Origin of the sequence: Rhodococcus sp. RS1C4 (genome assembly GCF_002258225.1) — a bacterium.
Taxonomy (GTDB): domain Bacteria; phylum Actinomycetota; class Actinomycetes; order Mycobacteriales; family Mycobacteriaceae; genus Rhodococcoides; species Rhodococcoides fascians_E.
In genome coordinates, this window is the sequence record NZ_NOXZ01000043.1 from 1 (window position 1) to 20,034 (window position 20,034).

Genomic DNA, 20,034 nt, shown 5'->3' on the forward strand with positions numbered 1-20,034 from the left:
ACTGCGCAAAGGCCCGTTCCGGACACTCGACGCCACCGCGATGCGCGCGACGACCATCGAAGAGCTGCACAAGATGGGTATCGATCTGCCCGACGTGGACGCACCCATCGGATCGCTGTCCGGCGGCCAGCGTCAGTGTGTGGCGATCGCCCGAGCTATCTTCTTCGGTGCACACGTGCTCATCCTCGACGAGCCGACCGCCGCGTTGGGTGTCAAGCAGTCCGGGATGGTTCTGCGATACATCTCCGCCGCGAAGGAGCAGGGCTTCGGGGTTGTGTTCATCACCCACAACCCGCATCACGCGTACATGGTGGGGGATCACTTCGTGCTCCTCAACCGTGGCCGGCAGAAGCTCGACTGCACCTACGACGAGATCAGCCTCGACGATCTCACCAAGGAAATGGCAGGCGGCGACGAACTCGAAACCCTCACCCACGAGCTGAGGCGCTGAGTCACGTCGCAATTCGGCGACATGGCCGCGTTCGACCGGGTCGGCCCGCTTGTCTCCCACCGGAGACAAGCGGGCCGACCCATTTCTCGTCCGCAATACGTACACGCATCCGCCGTGTGCGCGTCGGTGTCGCGCGATAGGTTCTCTGGCACGAGGCCCGACGAACACCTGCGGTGAGGCGAGCATGAGCGACTATCCCGATGTGCCGGAGAGCATCCTGAAGGTCATCAGAGCGGTGTGTTCGAGATTGCCGGAGACCGTCGAGGAGCGCGCGTGGACCGGGGTGCGCTGGCGGGTACGCACCAGGACGTTCGCGCACGTGTTGGTGGTCGAACCGGGCAGGCCGGCGTCCTACGCCGACGCTGCGGGACTCGTGGAACCCGCCACGGTGTTGACGTTCCGATCCGAGGCGCCCGAACTGGACGTGCTGCTGCGGTCCGGGCCGCCGTTCTTCGCGACGCCGTGGGGGCAGGACACGGTGGGAATGCTGGTCGACGACGCCGACGACGACGAACTGTCCGAGCTGCTCACCGACAGCTACTGCCTGCTCGCTCCCCGGAAGTTGGCGGAATCGGTGGATCGTCCGGGCGTCTGAGTCGTGCCGGTGACACACTCGAAGACATGACAGCGTTCCCTGTACTCGACCTGACCCCGGACGAACTGCTGACCACGACCCGCACCGTGCGCAAAAGACTGGACCTCACCCGTGACGTCGACCCGGATCTGATTCGCGAATGTCTGGAGATCGCGTTGCAGGCACCGTCGGGTTCCAATCGGCAGGGCTGGCAGTGGATGGTCGTCACCGACCCCTCGCTGCGTGCGCAACTGGGGGAGATCTACCGCCAGGAGACCGAGAAATACCTGGCGTCGCGGGCGTCGGCGGCGAAACTGTTCGCCGACGACCCCCAGCGAGCACCGGTGCAGAAGCGAGTCGGTGACAGCGTGGCCTGGCTGGGTGACCACATGGGGGAGGTGCCGGTTCTGCTCATCCCGTGTATCCGCGGGGCCGCCCGGCTCCCGGCCGGCAATCAAGCCGGCCTGTGGGGATCACTGCTGCCCGCCGCGTGGAGCTACGCGCTGGCCGCCCGAGCGCGAGGACTCGGCACGGCGTGGACGACGCTGCACCTGTCCCGGGAAGACGAGGTCGCAGAATTGCTGGGTATCCCGCAGGGCTTCCATCAGGCCGCGCTGATCCCCACTGCGTACTTCACCGGTGAGACGTTCAAGCCCGCTCCGCGTGAACCGATCGATTCGGTTCTGCACATGGACAGGTGGTAGGCGCGGTCGTCGGCGGGCCAGTGGTGCAGGGTACTTCAGCTGCGAGCCCTACGCGCGAGTTCGACAGTAGCTGCGCGGAGGTCGTCGATCTTGGTTATCGGTGACGCGTAGCCGACTCTGGTCGTGGCATGTCCACGAGGTGTGGTGACGCTGAGATCGAGGCCGTACCGATCGGCCGTCGTGCATGTGGCGACGGTTGCATCGGGATAACCGCCGAGGTTCTGCGCCATCGCCAGTAGCGAATCGGCATGATCCTCGTTGAGATGCGAGATCGCGTACGCCGCTCCGGGTGACACCGGATCGGCAGTGGCGGTCTCGTAGTCGGCGGCTGTGGCCGAGTCCATTCGCCCGTAACCTCCGACCCAGCGGGCTCGTTCGACTCGGAGCACCCACAGCGTGAAGTCGCTGTAATCGATGTAGTACTTCGCCGCGGCCACAGCATCGAGGTGTGCGGCTCGAGCGGCGTCGAGTTCGGGTCCGGTGGGAGCGTCCACCCGGCCGGCAAGCGTCACCCGGGAGATCGCCAGAGGATCACTCGCGGTTTCCGGGGCGACGATCGAAACACTTGCGCGTCGATCACCGTGCAGGTTGCGTCCGTGTTCGGCCATCCGAGAGACACACAACACGGGCGAGCCACCCAGAAGTCCGTAGGTGACGTACGACGCCCACGGATCACCGTCGGCGGTCAGGGTGGCGAGCGTCGCGATGTTGGTCGACGCGGCGACGGTGCGAGCTTCCTCTGCAGGCGTCGGTCGGCGGACGTCCTCGACACCGACGAGCGGGGGAGGAGTCGACGGTGCATCACCTGGGTCGCCATGATCGAGTGCCATGCCGGGCAGTCTACGGAGTCGCCGTGTGGCACGGGCAACTGTGTGACGCCGTTTGGAGACCGACCCGTCTGGGCATGTCAAGGCCGTGATGAGGGTGTTGCGCACCAACCGGACGGTGCGAGCGGTAATGGCGGCGATGGGGTTGTTCGTGGTGGTCGCTGCAATCTGGGCCGGCGTGGGGTATGTCTACGCCGACGACAGGAAGGCAGCGTCGGCGACGACGGTCGGTTTGTGCGTGCTGGGTGTGGGGTGGCTTCTGGTGGCGCTGGCCGTGACGATCAAACTGGTTCGGCTCAAGCTGAGGCGCAAGGCCAGCACCGACGAGTAGTCGGGGGGCGCCCCGGATCGTTCGTCGATTCTGTACTGTCACGAAGTCACGAAGTCACGAAGTCCCGCACTCCCGAAGTCACCGGCACTCGAACTCACGTACGTCGGCGGAGAGAATTGCGGCCTGCTGACCGGCATCGGGACCGGAGCCACGAAACGCGTGAAGATGCTCGACGTCGTCCCACCTCTCGTAGATGTCGATGCGCCCGCTGTCGAGCAGGTCGGCAGCGATGGAGAAGTCCAAGCACCCTTCCGATTCCCTGGCCAGCCGCACTACCTCCACACAATCGGACAGGTAGGAATCTCTGGAGTTCGGTTCCACGGTGAGGTGCCCTGCAACGATGATCATGTGGGTACCGACATCGCGGTAGCCGAGAACTCATCGCCGAGGAGCAGCCGTGCGAGCACGAAAGATCGTCACCAACCTCACCGTCCCCGACATCGACGCAGCGAAAGGTTTCTACGAGCAGTTCCTGGGCCTGGAGACCCAGGAATTCAGTCTTGGATGGGTGGCGCGGTTCACCGCACCCGACGGCGACACCAGCGTCCAGCTAGTCACCCGTGACCGAACCTCACCCGTCGACTCCGTGATGTCGGTGATGACCGACGATGTCGACGCCGCGTACGACGAAGCCGTCGGCGCCGGGTACGAGATCGTGCATCCGGTGACGAACGAGCCCTGGGGCGTGCGGAGGTTTCTCGTCCGCGCGCCGGACGGAAACGTCGTGAACATCGTCCGTCACCACAGCGACTAGGCCTTCACCCGGCGATGAGGGCTCCACGGCGATCAGGGCTTCACGGCGACTGAGCTTCACGGCGACTGGGCTTCACTGCTGTACGGACTCCAGTACCGCCAACGTGCGGGTCGCTCTGGTCATCGCGACGTACCGATCGACTGCGCCCTCGATGCCGCTGCCGAACGCGGCCGGTTCGACGAGAACCACCAGATCGAACTCGAGCCCTTTGGACAACGACGGGGTCAACGACCGGATGCGATCGGTCTCACGGAACGTCGCGGCTCCGATGACGCATCCGATGCCGTCCGGGTTGTCGGCGAGCCAACGCTCGGTGATCGACGCGAGTTCCGACGGGTCCCCGTACGTCACCGGGACACCGCCGGCCCGAATGGATGTGGGTACGTTCGCGTCGGGGAGCACTCGTCGAATCTCGGGTTCGGCGACGGCCATCACCTCCTCCGGGGTGCGGTAGTTGATGGTCAGTTCCTGGATGGTCACGCCTTTCGTGTCGGTGTCGGTGACGCGTCCGATGCCCACTCGTTCGAGTCGGTCCATCCACGTCTCGGTGAATCCGTGGCGCGCCTGCGCCCGGTCGCCGACGATGGTGAAGCTTCCGGACGGGCAGCGCTGCACCAGCATCTGCCATTCCGCGTCGGTCAATTCCTGTGCCTCGTCGACGACGATGTGCGCGAACGGCCCGGCCATTCGGTCCGGTTCGGTGTGCGGAAGCACGGAATCGTCGACCAAGGCGTCGCGAATTCCGTCCTGCCGGAGTTGGGCGTACAGGCCGTCCTCGTCGTCGAGCTGCAGGAGTTCCTCGACGACCCGGTCCATCCGCCGTCTCTCGGCGGCTGCCGCGGCCGCGCGTCGGCGCAGGATTCGCCCTGATTCGGGGTCGCCGAGGCGGCGACGGGCCGCATCCAGGATCGGAAGATCCGCCGTGGTCCATCGAGAAGGGTCGCTTCGCTGCAGAAGCGCGACCTCGGCCGGGGTCAGCCACGGCGCGCACAGACGCAGGTATGCGGGTACGGACCACAGGTCGGCCACCAGGTCGGCCGCCTCGACCGACGTCCACGAATTGTCCAGAGCTGCACGCAGTTCGTCGTTGGCCTGAAGCGACGCACGGACCTCGGACTCCGGGGCCTCACCGACGTACTTGTCGACGAGGATGCTCACCAGGACGTCCCACACGAGCTCCCGAGCGTCGTTGTGCGGCGTCGTCGAATCGGCGGCGTCGAACGCTTCTTTCCAGTCGGCAGCCGAGAGGTGAAGATCCGCCCACTCCGTCTCCACCGTCATCGGCTTCGTGGGGGGCTGCTCGTAGAACCGAACAGCTCGTTCGACGGCCCCGACCATGTCCACCGATGATTTGAGCGCGGCGACGGCCTGGTCGTCCTCGATTTCGGCGGTCTCGCCTTCGGCCACGAGGTCGGGCAGCGTGCACGTGAGCACGCCCTCCTCACCGAGGCTGGGAAGAACATCGGAAACGTAGTTCAGGTACGGCTTGTGCGGTCCGACGAAGAGCACCCCGCCCCGATTGTGGCCCAGCCGCGGATCCGAGTACAGCAGGTAGGCGGTGCGATGCAGCGCCACAACGGTTTTGCCGGTACCGGGACCGCCGTCGACCACGAGCGCACCGTCGGATCCTGCTCTGATGATCGCGTCCTGGTCGGCCTGAATGGTGCCGAGAACGTCACGCATCCTCGGAGACCGTGTGGCTCCGAGGCTCGCGATGAACGCAGATTGGTCGTCGAGTGCTGCAGATTCGGCGCCTTCGCCCGCGCGGTCGGTGAACACCTCGTCCCAGTAGTCGGCGACGCGGCCGTTCGCCCATCGGTATCGGCGACGTCCGACCAAGCCCATAGGGTTTCGATGAGTGGCACCGAAGAACGGTTCGGCAGCGGGGGAGCGCCAGTCGAGCACCAGTTGCTCGCCTGCGTCGTCGAGCAAGCCGACGCGTCCGACGTAGATCGGATCGGAACCGTCGGCGGGCTGCATGTGTCCGAGGCACACGTCGAGGCCGAACCGTCGTAGAGAGCGAAGGCGTTGGGTCAAACGGTGGACTTCGAAGTCTCGTTCCATCGCTTCCTGACCCATTCGCCCGGTGGACCGCCGCGTGGCGTCGAGCCGAGCTGTGGCGTCGGCGATCGACGACGCCAGGCTGGATCGAATTGCGGCGAAGTGCTTTTCGTCCTCGTGAATCAATTCGGCTGCGGCCTTTCGAGCCCGGTTTCCGGTCAGGTCGAAGGCCGAGGTCGACGTGTGGTCGCTGGTCGAGGGTGGCATGCGCGCACGCCTTTCGTTCCGGTGAGTGTCAGGTTCGGTGCGCTATTCTGCGGCACTACCGGGGTCTTGCCACAAGCCCATGGGTGCGCTATAGATTGATAGTGGAAGAGACACGTCGTCTCGATTCCGCTTCAGCCTCCCCAATTGCCACCGGCGCTCCACTCGCCGTGCTGGGCGCTCTGCAATTCGGAACTGCAACCGGATTGCCCTGAAAATACACTGATTACAGTGGTCGACGCCGAGAAATTGTGCCTCGAACCCTGTCGAGGGTGGGGGAGGCGTCCCTCCGCCCGGACTCCGCGACGAGGGTCGGCTCAGGCCTTCTCGGCGGTGCGCAGCCGCAAGATCACAAGGATCACTACGGCAACCGACGCCGACACGACGACGACCTTCTGCAGAATCCCGGCGTACCCCTCCACGAGATGCCAGTTCTCGCCGAGTCGATAGCCGGCGGTGACGAAGACGGTGTTCCATATCAGACTGCCGACCGTGGTGAGCAGAACGAATTTCAGCGGCCCCATCCGCTCGATCCCGGCCGGCAGCGAGATGAAACTGCGAAACAGCGGGATCATTCGTCCGAGCAGGACTGCCTTGGAGCCGTGCTTCGCGAACCAAGCCTCCGATCGATCGAAGTCACGGGCTTGAATCAGCGGCATTCGCACCACCAGCGCGCGAGTACGTTCCCGCCCGACGATCGCGCCGACGGCGTAGACGACGATCGCGCCCAGAACCGACCCGAGCGTCGTCCAGAAGAGCGCGGCACCGAAGGAGAACACTCCGTTGCTGGCGGAGAAACCGGCGAGAGGCAGGACCAGTTCACTCGGGATCGGCGGGAACAGGTTGTCCGCTCCGACGACGAGGGCTGCGCCGGGGCTACCGAGGGCATCCATCACGTCCACCGCCCAACCGGCGAGCCCGCTTGGAGGTTCCGCCTCGCTGGCGGCTGCAATCAACATGTGGGACATGACATTTCTCCTCGTTCGTAGATGACGTGGCTCCTCCAGGAAGGACACCGAGAACGTTAGGAGCGCCGGGCCCGTAGGACATCGAGGACAGCCGTCGATCGTCGCGGTGGTACGCCCCCGTGCACATAGTGCGGTTTTCCGCAGTGTCGAGACCCGATGTGCTCGGTTACTCTGCATGCGTGCCGGGGAACCACGTCGAGTACCCACCGGAGCAGTCGGATCGTATCGCCGTCAGCTCGCTTATCGGGCGATGGCTGCTGGCTCTGGCGGGAGTACTGCTCGGTGGTCTCACGTCGGTTGCGGGCTTGCTCTTCATCGCGGTGGCGTCGGTTGCCCTCGTCTCAGGGCACGTGCTCGGAAAGCGTGGGGAGCCTGTTCGTGCCGCCGTTGCGGAGGGTGCGCTGACGTTGACTGCGCTCGAGGTTCGGAGGATCATCCGCTTCCACGGTCGGTTACGGACAGACGCACTCACTCCACGACGATGCAGGACATATCTTGGAATGCGCTGGGCTGTAGGGCTACTCGGACTGGGCGTGGTTCTTCTGCTAGTGCTGTGTCTCGCCGTGGCCGGGTCGATGCTGTCTGCATGGCTTCTGAACGGCAGTTGGGGCTTGATCGAGAGTTCGGACCGAGTCGACGCGCTACTCGTGGCAAGTGCGGCGCTGCCTGGAATCTTGTTGATGTTCGTAGCCGCCGTCGGGGTGGTAGGGGTGGGGTCGCTGGATCGATGGTTCGGCGCTCGAGTTCTGGGACCGCAGTCCGACAGGTTGCTGCGCCACCGCGTCGCAGAACTGACGAGCAGTCGGAACCATGTGGTCGATGCCATCGACGACGAACGGCGCCGAATCGAGAGGGACCTGCACGACGGTGTGCAACAGCAACTGGTCGCACTCGGGATGCTCATCGGCCAGGCACGACGCGCCGACGAACCCGGCGAGCTACTCGATCGCGCGCGAGCGACGGCGCAGGAAGCGATCGGGGAACTGCGCGAAGTCGCCAATCGGGTGTACCCGATTGCCCTCGATCACTCCGGCTTGCACCAGGCGCTGGAAACGATGGCCGAGCGAGCCACTGTTCCTGTCCGAATCACGTACGAACTGAAGGAGAGGGTGCGGCCCGCGGTGGAAACGGCACTGTACTTCGTGGTCGCGGAAGCGGTGACCAATGCAGCCAAGCACGCATCCGCTCAGGTGGTGAACGTGACTGTCACTCGCCAGAAAGTCGAACGCATACGTGTCGTCGTCACCGACGACGGTGCCGGAGGAGCGGATCCTTCGGGCACCGGTCTGTCCGGGTTGGCTCGGCGCGTCGCGGCGTTGGACGGCACCTTGACCGTGGACAGCCCCTGTGGCGGACCGACCGTCGTGACCGCGAGCATCCCATGCGGGTGATGGTCGCCGAAGATTCGGCCTTGCTGCGCGAGGGACTGGTGCGCATGCTCGCCGACGAAGGCCACGATGTGATCGCGTCCGTTGGCGATGCGGACGCACTCCTGGATGCCGTCGAGGAGAATCGCCCGGACATCGTCGTCACCGATGTGCGCATGCCCCCGGATCACACCGACGAGGGTCTGCGGGCTGCACTGACCATCCGCACACGATGGCCCGATGTCGCGGTTCTCGTGCTGTCCCAGCATGTGGAGACTCGATACGCGGGGGAGTTGATCAGTGGTTCCGACGGGAAGGTCGGGTATTTGCTCAAGGACCGCGTGGTCGAGATGGACGAATTCCTGGACGCCCTGAACAGAGTTGCCGACGGCGGAACCGTGTTCGACCCCGAGGTCGTGCGACAACTGTTGTCGCGCACGAGCAAATCGAACCCCGTGGACCGTCTCACTCCGCGCGAACGCGACGTGCTCGAACTGATGGCTCGGGGCTTCACCAATGCGCGGATCTCTGCCGATCTGTTCATCTCCGTCAGTTCGGCCGAGAAGCACATCAACTCGATCTTCGAGAAACTCGGACTGTCGAACTCCGCCGGCCTCAGCCGTCGCGTCATGGCCGTCGTGACCTACCTCCGCAGCTGACGATCGGTATCGGGGCGTTCGATGGTGCACCGATGCTTGCGCTTCCCAGTGTGCCCACCGAGTGGTATCCATGAAGTGTGCGCAAGCTGGTCATCACGCAGAACATCACCATCGACGGCGTCATCGAAGCAACCGACGATTGGTTCACCCAAGCCGGGAGCGACCCGGAGCTCGACGCGGCATTGGCGGCTCAACGCGACGCCTCCGACGGCTTCCTGGTAGGCCGAGTGACCTTCGAAGGTATGCGTGACTACTGGGGACCGAAGACCGACGACACAACTGGCGTGACCGATCATCTGAACCAAGTCGCCAAGTACGTCGTGTCCACGACACTGCAGGAACCCGGGTGGGCGAACTCGACCGTATTATCGGGTCCGCTGGTCGACGAGGTGACACGGATCAAGAAGACGACCGGTTCCGACATCGTGTGCACCGGAAGTATCACGTTGTGTCGCAGTCTGATTGCGGCGAATCTCGTCGACGAGTACCGATTGTTCGTGTATCCGTATGTTCGCGGTCACGGCGAACGGTTGTTCGACGGTGCACCATCGCTCGGGGTACGCCTGCTGGAGTGCCGGGCGTTTCCATCCGGCGCATCGTTGATGCGTTATGCGTCCCCGTCGTGACGTAGAGGTACGGTGTACGGTCTGCCGAACTGCGTGGAGACACCTGGTGCGTACAACACCGAGTCCGGTGGACTGTCGGATACGTTCGGAAGTCCCGCTGCACCGAGGAGTTGGTCGTCGCAGTGGGTGACGGCGGCGTCGTACAGCTGCCAGCGGCGGTGGACATTCGGCACGTACAGAAGCCGTCCTGCCAAGGAAGTGTGCAGACCCCAACGCGCGGTGAGGAATTGAGCAAGTGGGTCGTCGGACATGTCGCAGGAGCCACGATGCACCCCGAAACTCGTTGTGCTTCCGCGCTGCGGCGGCGCGAGACGATTGCTTCGGTAGGCAATCGACGTCTCGTCGTCCTCGATGGTGATCGACGCCCAGCGATACGGAACACCGACGAGGTTGGTCCCGGCAACCACCGCGAGACGGCTGGCTTCCAGCGATCGGAACACCACCCCGCGTCGGCCGTTCGCGTCCACCGAGTACAGCCGAACGTTGATCTCGGGAAACGTACCGAAATAGGGGACAGGACGACCGTATCCGAGCCCGGCTCCCACCATCCGAAACCCGATCAGTCCGACCCACGACGTGCCGTCGAACTCGTCAGGGACAGTGCCTGCAGGCAAGAGCGGTGCAACACGCCGACTCGGAACGCGCCAGTGCAGGAACACCAGGCGTTCCCAGCGCTGGTCCATGAGAATCGGGCGTGGTAACAGCGGGGGCCTCGGCCACAGTCGTCGTCCATCGTCGGGATTCATTTGATCAACAGTAGGCGTGCACATCCGCGCTCAACCGAAAACTTCCTCGGCGCCTCGGTTCGACGCTCCAGCCGATTCGGATTCGCTCGTTTGCGTCGTCCACGAACCTGTGGGTCGATCGGTGCGCTGCCGGTCGCCTCCACCGTGGTGTAGTCGGCGGATGGGAATAGATGCGCGCACCGTCCTTGTGGATGTTTCCGAGCAGGTTGGCGTAGGGGGAGTAGTTTCCGCATTCGTCGAGCTTGCGGCGCACTAGCTGAAGCGTTGAATCGCGTGCGGCGGAAATTTCACGACACGCCTGCACCGCCAACGAGGCGGAGGGGCGCCGCATCGTCCGTCACGGCAGGTCGCGTGTCGTTGTGGTCAGCACCCATTCGATGGCGGTGGTCACTGCATCGCGTGATTCCGGCGAATCGTCGAACATGTCGAATCCGTGAGTGCCCTCGGGTACGTCGATGATGTCGAGTTCCGCTTCGGCTTCCGCTGCGGCCGTGATGAAAGCGTCGACGCCGGCGATGAATTCCGGTCGCTCTCGCCCCACCTTGGTGAGCAAGATCGGGAGCCGGCCGACGCTTCGGATCGCACCGACAGGGTCGACGTGCGGATCGACGCCCCATTCCGGGACGGTGTCCAGCACCGGGTAGGTGAGCGCGATGCACGTCAGCCACGATGGCGGGGCCCTCAGCCAATCGGTAGTGAGCAGTCCGCCTCCGGAGAAAAACCAGAGGGCGACCCGGTCGCGGTCCACTCCGGGTAGCGTCCGGGCGAGTTCGACGCCAGCCGCGACTTCCTCCGCAGCTGATCTGCAGTGCGCCAGGGTGTCCATCTGATGTTGAACGGTGACGCCGATGGCACCTCGCTCGGCGATGATCGATCCGTAGCCCACATACATGGGGTGGTCCCGTGGGCGCCAGTCGTGAACGCCGGGAGGGCGTGGCCCGCCGTGTACGAAGACAACAATCGGTTGTTTCACACGCGCTGGTTCAGGTGACTCAGCCGACCGATAGACGTCGATGGTGTCGTGACGTTCTCGATGCGCCTTGGGTGTGGGAAGTATGAACGGGTGTTGGCTCATTCAGTTCCTTTCGTCGATTGCGGTTCGATTGCAACCGCAAGCTTCGAGATTGCAGCACTGTGGACGTGAGTCGTACGTGAACGGTGGCGGCGGTCGGAAGATTGATCCGATGCAACATGCAGCACTTGAATTGACATAATGTAGATTATCGGCAAAAGCGCGACCAGCGTGTACGCCCGGATGAGCACCCAGTGATCGACCGATCCGTTGCGCGTACATGTGCCCGCCTTCGAACCGGATCGACGATCGTCCTAACTGCGCCGTGTGCTGGCTGATGCCTTCCAGCGTCCGCGTGCACCCTTGGGTCGATCCGTGCGCCATGATTCGATTCGATTCGGCTCGCAGGCCGGAACCGTCTCCTCGTGGTAGCGCGACCTCCGACTCGGAACCTTGGCCGCTTCCCTGTAATCGTGCCACTCTCTGTTATTTCGTCACAGTGACGAAACTTACGGGTTGTCGCGGTCGCCGTCACGCGTCGCGTCATGTCTTCCGGTATGCGCGAGGCAGAACGAACCAGAATCCGATCATGATCACCGCGACCACGACGGCCGCCGGTAATGCCGCACTCAGGCCGAGGACTATCTCGAATGTCAAGGCAACAGCTCCGATCAACGTGATACCCAGCATCACGATGCCGCTGATCGCGAGCGTGTTGCCCACTCGCACCAATACACCGATTGCACGCTGACGAAACAGCAATCGATGCATGCCCACCGGCGCAACCAGCAGGATCGTCGCGAGAATCGACGCCGATACGGTCACGAGATATACGACGTGACCCGCTGAAGAGAGATCGTCGAAGCGGCTCTGGAACGGCAAGGTGAGCAGAAATCCCGTCAGCAGCTGGACGCCGGTCTGGACGACCCGCAGCTCCTGCAACAGTGCGAGCCAGTTTCTGTCGAGCTGCTGAGTGGGAGTTTCGTTGCGCGCCTTACCGTTCCATTCGAGGTGATCCGGATCCTCGTCAGTGCTCATTGCATCAGACTAGCTGCGGAGACTACTCAGAGTTCGAATTCGCTTGGGTCGATTCCTACGGCGAAGCACGCGTTCTTGACAGCGGCTTTCTCGTGATCGTCGAAGTGTCCATCGGCACCGCCGATGATGATGCCGATCTGGATCACCGCACGAGCTTGATCCGGTTTGCCCTTCAACTTGCCGATCGTGGCAGTTGCCTCCACCTTGCCGAAGTCGAAATCTCCGGCAAGCTTGTCGCAGTACCAGTCGAACTTCTGGCGAAGCTCCTCGGCGGGAAAAACTTTGAGCGCTTCGTTGCCGGAGATCAGTGCCGCTGTCTTCTGCCGCTCGGCCGGATCGATGGTGCCATCGGCCGCAGCGATCAGGGCACACATGGCCATGCTCCCGTTCGCGAACTCCTTGTTCTCGAACTGGACGGTCTTGGTCTGCAACTGCCCGTTCAGTTCGGTGGCCTTCGCCTTCAACTGGTCCCAGAAAGCCATGACATTCCTTCGCTCGCGTTGCCCGGACCGCACTCGCCGTGCGGTCGCCACCATTGTGCCCGTCGGTCGACCGGTTAGCCGGAATCAGTCACGACGATCTCGGGCGAGCACTCAGTGAACTCTGGCGGCGACTTCGGCCCCCAGGCTGGTCGTCGGCAGTAGGATCGGCGCGTGAACCTCGAGGAGTACGTGTCCAAGGACGCAACCGAACTCGCATCCTTGGTGGCGGGCGGCGAGGTCACCGCACCGCAATTGCTGGAACTCGCTCGCCGACGCGCCTACGACGTCGACGGCAAGCTCAACTCGATCGTGGCTCGAACCGATTCCGCAGCAGACGACGCGGCGCAGACCCTCGGCCGCGGACCGTTCGCGGGTGTTCCGTTTCTACTGAAGGACCTGGCACAGGAATACAAGGGATACCCGACGTCCTACGGGTCGCGTTCACTTGCCGACGACATCGCGACCGAGAACTCGTTGATCACTCAGCGATTCCTCGACGCAGGTCTTGTCGTCTTCGGTAAGACCAACACACCGGAACTCGGCGCCAAGGGCGTCACGGAATCGGACTACTGGGGTCCGGCTCGCAATCCGTGGAACCTGCACCGAACACCCGGCGGTTCGTCGGGTGGTTCGGGTGCCGCCGTAGCCGCCGGGATCGTTCCAGCGGCCGGCGCGAACGACGGCGGCGGTTCCATACGAATACCGGCCGCATGCAACGGTCTCGTCGGACTCAAGTTGAGTCGGGGGTTGTCGCCGTACGGACCACAGACCGGCGAAATCATGTTCGGGATGGTCAGTCAGGGCGTCGTCAGCCGGACGGTCCGCGATAGTGCGGCCCTCTACGACGCCATCGTCGGGCCGGACCCGAGCGCCGGCTACCTCGCGCAGTTTCCTACGGAGCGATTCGTCGACGCGATAAGAACCCGCCCGACCGGACTTCGAATCGGATGGTCCACGTCGTCGACCGTGAATCCGTCGCCGCATCCGGAGGCTGTGGCGGCCGTGGAACACGCGGCCGCGCTGCTGGAAGAACTCGGCCACCATGTCGAAGAGGTTCCTCAGCCGTACGACGACTGGGCACTGTCACGTGACTTTCTGACGATCTGGTTCGCGCAGGTGTACGCGCAGGTAGCCGAGATCAAGGCCAGGACCGGTGCCAAGAATTCCGATTTCGAGGCGGACACGCTCGCCGTGGCCGAGTACGGTCGCCACACCGGATTCGTGGCCCCGGTAGCAGCGCTCGAGAACACGAAGGTCTACACGCAGTCGCTCGCAGCGTTCCATCGAAAGTTCGATTTTCTTCTCACCCCGACCTTGGCTACTCCCCCGCTTCGCATCGGTGCTGCCTCGACTCCGCCGATGATGCAGCGCGCGGCGCGAGCGGCAGGTGTTCTTCGCGCTGGACGGATCATGGATCTGACAGGGATTCTCGACGATGTCGTCCAGAACAACCTCGGGTGGGTGCCGTACACCCAGCTCGCGAACGTCACCGGCCGACCGGCAATCAGTGTCCCGGTCCACTGGACCTCGGACGGTTTACCACTCGGCGTTCAATTCGTCGGACACCTCGGCTCCGACGGCGCTCTTCTTCGGCTTGCCGCGCAAATCGAAGAGGCTGCTCCGTGGATTCACCGCTTTCCTGCAACTGCCACCCCTGTCTGAGGAACGCGCCCGTTTGACGGCTGCGGGCAGCGGTTATCTCGTGTCGGACAGCGATGCACGCTGCCGGACACGAGACGAGGAGAAGACATGGCGGCCGACAAGTCCAGTAGCTCTCAGCCTCAGCTGAAGGACGAGGACCTCTACGAGAAGCTGCGCGAGGAGGGCAATTCCAAGGAGAAGGCAGCGCGGATCTCCAATGCCGCCGCCAACCAGGGTCGTTCCACGATCGGCGCGAAGGGTGGCGAATCGGGCTCGTACGAGGACTGGACCGTCGACGAGCTGAAGTCACGCGCCAAGGAACTGGGTATCGAGGGTTACTCCGACCTGAGGAAAGCAGAGCTGATCGACACGCTCAGGGAACACTGACCCCCGGACATCGGCCCGGCGGACCGGCCTCAATTCCGGAGATACGCCAGGATGTCCGGGGTAACCGCATCGGTGATGTCCTGGTACGCGTCGTGCTTGGTCAAGAACTTGGCCACCAGCGGGCACACCGGAACGATGCGACGTCCGCGCGCACGGACGTCGTCGAGGGCAGCAGTCACCAGAACCGAGCTCAGACCATGTCCGGCGTAGGCGTCGTCGATTTCGGTGTGAAAGAAAATCCGTTGCTCGCCGCGGTCACGAAACTCGGTGAATCCGATGACGTGTCCGTCGAGTACGAGCGTGTAACGCCGCCCGTCCGTGTCCTCCGAGACGACCACACGATCGCGGATGTCGTGCTGCTCGTTGCTCATCATTTCCCTTTCGGCGACGTCGTGTCGGAGTGCGGACGAACCTGATGCCGACTCACGATGGAGATTCGATTGAACGCATTCATGGCTATCGCGACCCAGCTGACGGCAGCCACCTCGACCTCGGTCAGGACACTGCTCGCTGCAGCGTAATCGCGGTCCTGGTCGACGGAACCAGGAAGCCGAGTCACGGACTCGACCAAGGTGAGCGCTGCGCGCTCCTTGTCGCTGAACAGTGATGTCTCGCTCCACGCCGGTAGAACCGCGAGCCGCTGAGCACTTTCGCCTGCCTCCAGCGCGGCGGTCGAATGAACGTCGAGACAGTAGGCGCACCCGTTGATCTGAGACACGCGAACGTTCAGCAACTCGACGAACCGTCGATCCATCCCCGCGGTGCCGGTCGCGGTGCGAACAGCTTTGGCCACTGCCAGCTGAGCTTTGAACACGTCTGGATTCGCTTTGTCCAGCAAGACCCGGCGCGGAGTGACTTCGGACAACGGAGGCCTTTCGACGATGCGGTGGACGTTCGCGAACAACGATAACCCATGTAGTTGACGTCGCAACTATATGGTCACGAACCGTCGGGTGCCGTCGGTCAGCGCAGCCGTTCGGCATCCCTAGCGAGGGCAACGAGATCTCCGCACAACCGCGCGAGCTCGTCCGCACCCGCACCCTCGGCCACAGCCGTCGCAACATCCTCCGCTGCGCACCGGACCTCGAAGTTGCGGTCGATCAGTGCGGATGCCTCGTCCGCACTCAGCACCACGGCGTCCTCGGGAATCGACGTGCCCTTGACCGCCGACCTGTGTTCGTAAGCACGCTGCCGACACGACTGCCTGCAGTACCGCCTGCGCCGTCCCATGCCACCGTCGGCGACGTCCCGGCCACACCAAGCGCAAGCGTGCACGCGACGCGACTTCACCGACATGCCGACGAGCCTACGACGGTGTGGCGGTAGAATGGCGCAAACGTGTCTGCGGGTCGGCTCGTGTCGTGCGAACGTCGAGCCCGTGGCCGGGAACGATTCGCCGCGCCGGCGCGTTGTACATCCGTGAGTCGAATGCAGTGCGCGCTGCGGACGAGCACGCACTATCGAGGGAGAGGACGCCACAATGGCAGATCGAGTACTACGAGGTAGCCGACTCGGCGCCGTGAGCTACGAGACCGACCGCGACCACGACCTTGCGCCACGCCGCGTTGCGCGTTACCGCTGCGACAACGGTGAGGAGTTCGATGTCCCGTTCGCGGACGACGCCGAAATCCCCGGAACGTGGCAGTGCCGTAACGGTTTGGAAGGCTCACTCATCGAGGGCACCGCTCCCGAGGCCAAGAAGGTCAAGCCGCCCCGTACCCACTGGGACATGCTTCTCGAGCGTCGGTCGGTCGAAGAACTGGAAGAGTTGCTCAAGGAGCGCATGGACCTGTTGAAGGTCAAGCGCCGCGGCGCCTGATCCACGCACACGGTCCCGACAAACCGCACCTGCCGAATGCAAAACATTCGGCAGGTGCGGTTTTTTTGCTTTTGCTCGGAACGAAAGTCTGTTTATATCCCCCAGGGTCTGCAATAGAGCAACATTCGTCACCTCGGAAGTGAATTCAGGCAGACAAGATGCCATTATTGTTGACACGATTCGTTCGGTCTTTCGCAGGTAACGGACCCGCGGGACGATGCGATCAACAATCGAGCGAATACACGAAACAGTCGCAGTTCCGGACTGCTGAACGAGGGGGCAACTACACGTGACCGACGAGCCCGGCAGTCAACTCGAATCGCTACGCGGTGAGCTCGATGCTCTCGACGCTCGTATTCTCGAGTCCATTCAGCACCGCATCGAAATCTGCTCGCGGGTTGCGTTGGTCAAGCGTGAGTTCGACATTCCGATGATGCAGCCCGGTCGTGTCGGGGTAGTGCAGGACCGCGCACGCGCATTCGCCCGAGAGCACGGGTTGTCGGAAGATTTCCTGACCTCCGTCTACGATCTCCTGATCGGCGAAGCGTGCCGGGTGGAGGATCTCATCATCGACGACCGCGAGAGCATCGATGCGGATGTGTCCGTCGGCGAACGTGGCCGGTGATGACACCATGCCCGTGCGAACCCTCCTGATCGACAATTACGATTCGTTCACCTACAACCTCTACAGCTTGCTGTGTGAGGTCAACGGGATCGAACCTGTCGTCGTACGCAACGACGTCGACTGGAATTCCCTGCCGCTCGGCGATTTCGACAACGTCGTCGTCTCCCCCGGACCCGGCCGTCCGAGTACACCCCACGACCTCGGCATCAGCGCGCGAGCGATCACCGAACTCGATCTACCTATTCTGGGTGTGTGTCTCGGTCACCAGGCGTTGTGTCATCTTCTCGGCGGCGAGGTCGACCTGGCGCCGACACCCATGCACGGCAGGCTCTCCGACATCACCCACGACGGAAGCGGTCTGTTCGCCGGTATCCCGTCGCCGTACTCGGTCGTGCGTTATCACTCCTTGACGGCCACCTCCCTGCCCGACGAGCTCGAGGCGTGCGCGTGGACCGACGATGGCCTGGTCATGGCCGTCCGTCACACGTCCCGTCCCATGTGGGGCGTGCAGTTCCATCCGGAGTCGATCAGCACCGAGTACGGACGCGAACTACTGTCCAACTTCCGCGACCTCACTCGCGAGACCATGCACGCTCCCGCTGCTCCCCCACGGTCTCGATACTCGATCGAAAGCCGCTGCATCGAAGGAGCTTTCGACACACGGCGTGTCTTCGAGCTTCTGTACGCGACCGGCCCCAACGCGTTCTGGCTGGACGGAAGTTCTGCAGTCGAGCCGGATTCACGGTTCACCATCATGGGTGACTGCTCGGGCCCCCTCGCGGAATACCTCACGTACCGCGTGGCCGAGCGTCGGGTGGACGTACACCGGCCCGATGGGTCGACGGAGTCGTTCGAGTCGACCTTCTTCGACTACCTGAACGGCCAGTTGAAACAGCGTGCCGTACCTGCTCTCCACGACCTGCCCTTCGCGTTCGGTCTGGGGTACATCGGCTATCTCGGGTACGAGTTGAAAGCCGACGTCGGCGGTCAACTGGTACACACCTCCGCAACACCGGATGCATCGATGGTCTTCGCAGATCGCGCGCTGGTGTTCGACCACGAGGCCGGCAACTGTCACGCACTGGCACTCGTGACCGAGTACGGCGACGCGACGACGTCTGCCTGGTTCCAGACCGTCGCCGACGCCTTGGGTTCGCTCGGTGAGGAGATCGAGAGCGCCGAACCCGAGCCTGTTCCGTTGCTTGCACCGGAATTCGAGACGGCACTTCACCTTCGGCACGACAGGGAGAAGTACCTCGGGCTCATCGAGCAGTGTCTTGCGGACATCACGTCCGGTGAGACCTACGAGGTGTGCCTGACGAACGTCGCGACTCTTCCTGGTCCCATCGATGCCCTGGAAACGTACACGTATCTGCGAGAGATCAATCCGACTCCGTACAGCGCGTTCCTCGGTTTCGACGATCTGTCGGTCGCGAGTGCCTCTCCCGAGCGGTTCCTGCGAATCGACGCCGACCGCGTGGTCGAGTCCAAGCCCATCAAGGGAACCCGCCCGCGAGGCAGCACTCCCGAACAGGACGAGCTTCTCCGGACCGACCTGGTCGGCAACGAGAAGGACAAGGCCGAGAACCTGATGATCGTCGACCTGGTTCGTAACGACCTGGCGCAGGTCTGCGTGCCGGGTTCGGTCCACGTGCCCAAGCTGTTCGACGTCGAGACCTACGCCCCGGTACATCAACTGGTCTCGACCGTGCGTGGACGGCTACGCGACGACGCATCCGCGGTGGACTGCATCAGCGCTGCTTTCCCGGGTGGCTCGATGACGGGTGCACCCAAGATTCGGACCATGGCGATCATCGACAAGCTCGAAGACGGGCCACGCGGAGTTTATTCCGGTGCGATCGGCTATTTCTCGTTGACCGGTTCGGCCGACTTCTCGATTGTCATCAGGACGATCGTCTCCACCGAACACGAGGTGACGTTCGGTGTCGGCGGCGCAATAGTCGCCCTGTCGGATCCGGAAGAGGAATTCCAGGAGACGATGGTCAAGGCGGTGTCGATGCGTCGCGCGCTCGCGCACGGCACGAAAAAGGAGGACCGTTCCGGCGAGTGACGCCGGCCCGGTCCTCCCACGGAGATCCGATGCCCGGCCGACCATGTCGGCCCAAGGAAACTACGGTGTCGTGAAGTACTCGAACACCGCGGGCTGCACATTCGGGTTTGCGTTGACGGTGCCGATGATGGTTCCGGCAACGACGCCGATGGCGGTACCGATGATGCACCCGGCAATGAAGTTCGGGAAGATCGACACGCAACCGATTGCAAAGCCGAGGCCGGCGCCGACTGCGGTTCCGACTGCTCCGCCGCCGGTGTATCCGATCACGATCTGATTGATCATGTTGTCGAACGCGGCTTGCTTGCTGACCGGTCCTGCTGCGTCGTTGATCAACGACGCCGGCTGCGGGGTCAGAAGCAATTGCCTGTCCCCCACCACTGCTGGGGCGATCGAATAGGTCGCGCCGTTCACGGAGTACGTCAGCGGCAGACTCGCGAGAACCGTCCCGGAGTTACCCACGACGTCCACCGAATTGTCACTGCTGTCGATACGGAAAGCGCCTGCGTCGAGGATTGTGCTGACGGATCCATCCGTCGTGACGGACGTTTCGTAGCCCACGGATTCGGTGGGGTCCGCATTCGCGGTGCCACCGCCGACAGCGATTGCCACCGACGCAACCGCGAGAACGGTCGCCGCCGTCGTCGCAACTGATTTCCTTCGTTTCACAGGTATCCCCAGACCGTA

Annotated in this window: 25 protein-coding genes; 13 read left to right on the plus strand and 12 right to left on the minus strand. The window is 63.5% G+C overall.

The window, feature by feature from the left end:
* The 3 genes from CH289_RS22180 to CH289_RS22190 form a co-directional block, all read left to right on the plus strand.
* Positions 1-451, plus strand: a 451-nt coding sequence (locus CH289_RS22180) for an ATP-binding cassette domain-containing protein (RefSeq protein WP_143545122.1), incomplete at its 5' end; no start/stop codon positions are given.
* Positions 452-635: 184 nt separating this feature from the next.
* Entirely contained in the window at positions 636-1,046 is a 411-nt protein-coding gene (locus CH289_RS22185) for an MmcQ/YjbR family DNA-binding protein (protein WP_094728621.1), read from the plus strand.
* Between the two features lie 26 nt (positions 1,047-1,072).
* On the plus strand, positions 1,073-1,729 hold the full coding sequence (locus CH289_RS22190) for a nitroreductase family protein (protein WP_019667635.1): 657 nt from the start codon (positions 1,073-1,075) through the stop codon (positions 1,727-1,729).
* 35 nt (positions 1,730-1,764) lie between these two features.
* Here CH289_RS22190 and CH289_RS22195 read toward each other — a convergent pair whose 3' ends face one another.
* Positions 1,765-2,559, minus strand: coding sequence for a HugZ family pyridoxamine 5'-phosphate oxidase (locus tag CH289_RS22195; protein WP_094728623.1), 795 nt, complete (start codon positions 2,557-2,559; stop codon positions 1,765-1,767).
* A 115-nt stretch (positions 2,560-2,674) separates the two neighbouring features.
* Between CH289_RS22195 and CH289_RS22200 the strand changes: the two genes are divergently transcribed.
* On the plus strand, positions 2,675-2,887 hold the full coding sequence (locus CH289_RS22200; protein ID WP_230594364.1) for a hypothetical protein: 213 nt from the start codon (positions 2,675-2,677) through the stop codon (positions 2,885-2,887).
* 78 nt (positions 2,888-2,965) lie between these two features.
* On the opposite strand, the gene CH289_RS22205 is transcribed toward CH289_RS22200, so the two are convergent.
* On the minus strand, positions 2,966-3,235 hold the full coding sequence (locus tag CH289_RS22205; protein WP_019667638.1) for a putative quinol monooxygenase: 270 nt from the start codon (positions 3,233-3,235) through the stop codon (positions 2,966-2,968).
* A gap of 49 nt (positions 3,236-3,284) precedes the next feature.
* On the opposite strand from CH289_RS22205, the gene CH289_RS22210 reads away from it, so the two are divergent.
* Positions 3,285-3,641 carry a VOC family protein gene (locus CH289_RS22210; protein WP_020113213.1) on the plus strand — a complete coding sequence of 119 codons (357 nt, stop codon included), beginning with the start codon at positions 3,285-3,287 and terminating at the stop codon, positions 3,639-3,641.
* 72 nt (positions 3,642-3,713) lie between these two features.
* Here the strand turns inward: CH289_RS22210 and helR are convergent, their stop codons facing one another.
* Together helR and CH289_RS22220 are read right to left on the minus strand one after the other, a co-directional pair.
* Entirely contained in the window at positions 3,714-5,909 is a 2,196-nt protein-coding gene (gene helR / locus CH289_RS22215) for an RNA polymerase recycling motor ATPase HelR (protein ID WP_094728625.1), read from the minus strand.
* 314 nt (positions 5,910-6,223) lie between these two features.
* Complete coding sequence (locus tag CH289_RS22220) at positions 6,224-6,874, minus strand: DedA family protein (RefSeq protein WP_094728627.1); 651 nt, start codon at positions 6,872-6,874, stop codon at positions 6,224-6,226.
* A 179-nt stretch (positions 6,875-7,053) separates the two neighbouring features.
* On the opposite strand from CH289_RS22220, the gene CH289_RS22225 reads away from it, so the two are divergent.
* The 3 genes from CH289_RS22225 to CH289_RS22235 all read left to right on the plus strand — a co-directional run bounded on the left by CH289_RS22225 (position 7,054) and on the right by CH289_RS22235 (position 9,526).
* The gene (locus CH289_RS22225; RefSeq protein ID WP_037142222.1) at positions 7,054-8,265 is read left to right on the plus strand and encodes a sensor histidine kinase; all 1,212 of its coding nucleotides are present in this window, start codon (positions 7,054-7,056) and stop codon (positions 8,263-8,265) included.
* Positions 8,256-8,900 carry a response regulator transcription factor gene (locus tag CH289_RS22230; protein WP_094728629.1) on the plus strand — a complete coding sequence of 215 codons (645 nt, stop codon included), beginning with the start codon at positions 8,256-8,258 and terminating at the stop codon, positions 8,898-8,900. Before CH289_RS22225 ends, CH289_RS22230 begins: the two co-directional genes overlap by 10 nt.
* Positions 8,901-8,977: 77 nt before the next feature.
* Positions 8,978-9,526: a dihydrofolate reductase family protein gene (locus CH289_RS22235; protein ID WP_037164802.1), complete on the plus strand. Its 549-nt coding sequence runs from the start codon at positions 8,978-8,980 to the stop codon at positions 9,524-9,526.
* On the opposite strand, the gene CH289_RS22240 is transcribed toward CH289_RS22235, so the two are convergent.
* The 4 genes from CH289_RS22240 to CH289_RS22255 form a co-directional block, all read right to left on the minus strand.
* Positions 9,508-10,272 (minus strand): YqjF family protein, encoded by a 765-nt coding sequence (locus tag CH289_RS22240; protein ID WP_230595688.1) that lies wholly within the window; start codon positions 10,270-10,272, stop codon positions 9,508-9,510. The genes CH289_RS22235 and CH289_RS22240 overlap by 19 nt on opposite strands.
* A gap of 337 nt (positions 10,273-10,609) precedes the next feature.
* Positions 10,610-11,164, minus strand: coding sequence for an alpha/beta hydrolase (locus CH289_RS22245; protein WP_256977441.1), 555 nt, complete (start codon positions 11,162-11,164; stop codon positions 10,610-10,612).
* A 663-nt stretch (positions 11,165-11,827) separates the two neighbouring features.
* Positions 11,828-12,322 (minus strand): DUF6328 family protein, encoded by a 495-nt coding sequence (locus CH289_RS22250; protein ID WP_020113220.1) that lies wholly within the window; start codon positions 12,320-12,322, stop codon positions 11,828-11,830.
* 26 nt (positions 12,323-12,348) lie between these two features.
* Positions 12,349-12,804 (minus strand): tellurite resistance TerB family protein, encoded by a 456-nt coding sequence (locus CH289_RS22255; RefSeq protein WP_143545123.1) that lies wholly within the window; start codon positions 12,802-12,804, stop codon positions 12,349-12,351.
* 171 nt (positions 12,805-12,975) lie between these two features.
* On the opposite strand from CH289_RS22255, the gene CH289_RS22260 reads away from it, so the two are divergent.
* Positions 12,976-14,466 carry an amidase gene (locus tag CH289_RS22260; RefSeq protein WP_020113221.1) on the plus strand — a complete coding sequence of 497 codons (1,491 nt, stop codon included), beginning with the start codon at positions 12,976-12,978 and terminating at the stop codon, positions 14,464-14,466.
* A gap of 87 nt (positions 14,467-14,553) precedes the next feature.
* Positions 14,554-14,832, plus strand: coding sequence for a DUF7218 family protein (locus CH289_RS22265; RefSeq protein WP_020113222.1), 279 nt, complete (start codon positions 14,554-14,556; stop codon positions 14,830-14,832).
* Positions 14,833-14,861: 29 nt separating this feature from the next.
* On the opposite strand, the gene CH289_RS22270 is transcribed toward CH289_RS22265, so the two are convergent.
* From CH289_RS22270 to CH289_RS22280, 3 genes are all read right to left on the minus strand, one after another.
* Positions 14,862-15,203, minus strand: coding sequence for a GNAT family N-acetyltransferase (locus CH289_RS22270; RefSeq protein WP_020113223.1), 342 nt, complete (start codon positions 15,201-15,203; stop codon positions 14,862-14,864).
* Positions 15,203-15,697: a carboxymuconolactone decarboxylase family protein gene (locus tag CH289_RS22275; RefSeq protein ID WP_027499078.1), complete on the minus strand. Its 495-nt coding sequence runs from the start codon at positions 15,695-15,697 to the stop codon at positions 15,203-15,205. Before CH289_RS22275 ends, CH289_RS22270 begins: the two co-directional genes overlap by 1 nt.
* Positions 15,698-15,795: 98 nt before the next feature.
* Positions 15,796-16,128, minus strand: coding sequence for a hypothetical protein (locus CH289_RS22280; protein WP_027499079.1), 333 nt, complete (start codon positions 16,126-16,128; stop codon positions 15,796-15,798).
* A 184-nt stretch (positions 16,129-16,312) separates the two neighbouring features.
* Between CH289_RS22280 and CH289_RS22290 the strand changes: the two genes are divergently transcribed.
* The 3 genes from CH289_RS22290 to pabB all read left to right on the plus strand — a co-directional run bounded on the left by CH289_RS22290 (position 16,313) and on the right by pabB (position 19,347).
* Positions 16,313-16,651: an RNA polymerase-binding protein RbpA gene (locus tag CH289_RS22290; protein WP_026348228.1), complete on the plus strand. Its 339-nt coding sequence runs from the start codon at positions 16,313-16,315 to the stop codon at positions 16,649-16,651.
* A 289-nt stretch (positions 16,652-16,940) separates the two neighbouring features.
* Positions 16,941-17,276, plus strand: coding sequence for a chorismate mutase (locus CH289_RS22295; protein WP_094728635.1), 336 nt, complete (start codon positions 16,941-16,943; stop codon positions 17,274-17,276).
* Positions 17,277-17,283: 7 nt separating this feature from the next.
* The gene (gene pabB, locus CH289_RS22300) at positions 17,284-19,347 is read left to right on the plus strand and encodes an aminodeoxychorismate synthase component I (RefSeq protein WP_033188866.1); all 2,064 of its coding nucleotides are present in this window, start codon (positions 17,284-17,286) and stop codon (positions 19,345-19,347) included.
* Positions 19,348-19,407: 60 nt separating this feature from the next.
* Here the strand turns inward: pabB and CH289_RS22305 are convergent, their stop codons facing one another.
* The gene (locus tag CH289_RS22305; RefSeq protein ID WP_037142231.1) at positions 19,408-20,016 is read right to left on the minus strand and encodes a hypothetical protein; all 609 of its coding nucleotides are present in this window, start codon (positions 20,014-20,016) and stop codon (positions 19,408-19,410) included.
* Between the last annotated feature and the right edge of the window lie 18 nt (positions 20,017-20,034).

Bases quoted from the DNA above. Each gene is read 5' to 3' on its own strand.
- CH289_RS22185 (WP_094728621.1), top strand. From the start codon at position 636: ATGAGCGACTATCCCGATGTGCCGGAGAGCATCCTGAAGGTCATCAGA.
- CH289_RS22190 (WP_019667635.1), top strand. From the start codon at position 1,073: ATGACAGCGTTCCCTGTACTCGACCTGACCCCGGACGAACTGCTGACC.
- CH289_RS22195 (WP_094728623.1), bottom strand. From the start codon at position 2,559: ATGGCACTCGATCATGGCGACCCAGGTGATGCACCGTCGACTCCTCCC.
- CH289_RS22205 (WP_019667638.1), bottom strand. From the start codon at position 3,235: ATGATCATCGTTGCAGGGCACCTCACCGTGGAACCGAACTCCAGAGAT.
- helR (WP_094728625.1), bottom strand. From the start codon at position 5,909: ATGCCACCCTCGACCAGCGACCACACGTCGACCTCGGCCTTCGACCTG.
- CH289_RS22220 (WP_094728627.1), bottom strand. From the start codon at position 6,874: ATGTCCCACATGTTGATTGCAGCCGCCAGCGAGGCGGAACCTCCAAGC.
- CH289_RS22230 (WP_094728629.1), top strand. From the start codon at position 8,256: ATGCGGGTGATGGTCGCCGAAGATTCGGCCTTGCTGCGCGAGGGACTG.
- CH289_RS22240 (WP_230595688.1), bottom strand. From the start codon at position 10,272: ATGAATCCCGACGATGGACGACGACTGTGGCCGAGGCCCCCGCTGTTA.
- CH289_RS22245 (WP_256977441.1), bottom strand. From the start codon at position 11,164: ATGTATGTGGGCTACGGATCGATCATCGCCGAGCGAGGTGCCATCGGC.
- CH289_RS22250 (WP_020113220.1), bottom strand. From the start codon at position 12,322: ATGAGCACTGACGAGGATCCGGATCACCTCGAATGGAACGGTAAGGCG.
- CH289_RS22255 (WP_143545123.1), bottom strand. From the start codon at position 12,804: ATGGCTTTCTGGGACCAGTTGAAGGCGAAGGCCACCGAACTGAACGGG.
- CH289_RS22265 (WP_020113222.1), top strand. From the start codon at position 14,554: ATGGCGGCCGACAAGTCCAGTAGCTCTCAGCCTCAGCTGAAGGACGAG.
- CH289_RS22270 (WP_020113223.1), bottom strand. From the start codon at position 15,203: ATGAGCAACGAGCAGCACGACATCCGCGATCGTGTGGTCGTCTCGGAG.
- CH289_RS22280 (WP_027499079.1), bottom strand. From the start codon at position 16,128: ATGTCGGTGAAGTCGCGTCGCGTGCACGCTTGCGCTTGGTGTGGCCGG.
- CH289_RS22290 (WP_026348228.1), top strand. From the start codon at position 16,313: ATGGCAGATCGAGTACTACGAGGTAGCCGACTCGGCGCCGTGAGCTAC.
- pabB (WP_033188866.1), top strand. From the start codon at position 17,284: ATGCCCGTGCGAACCCTCCTGATCGACAATTACGATTCGTTCACCTAC.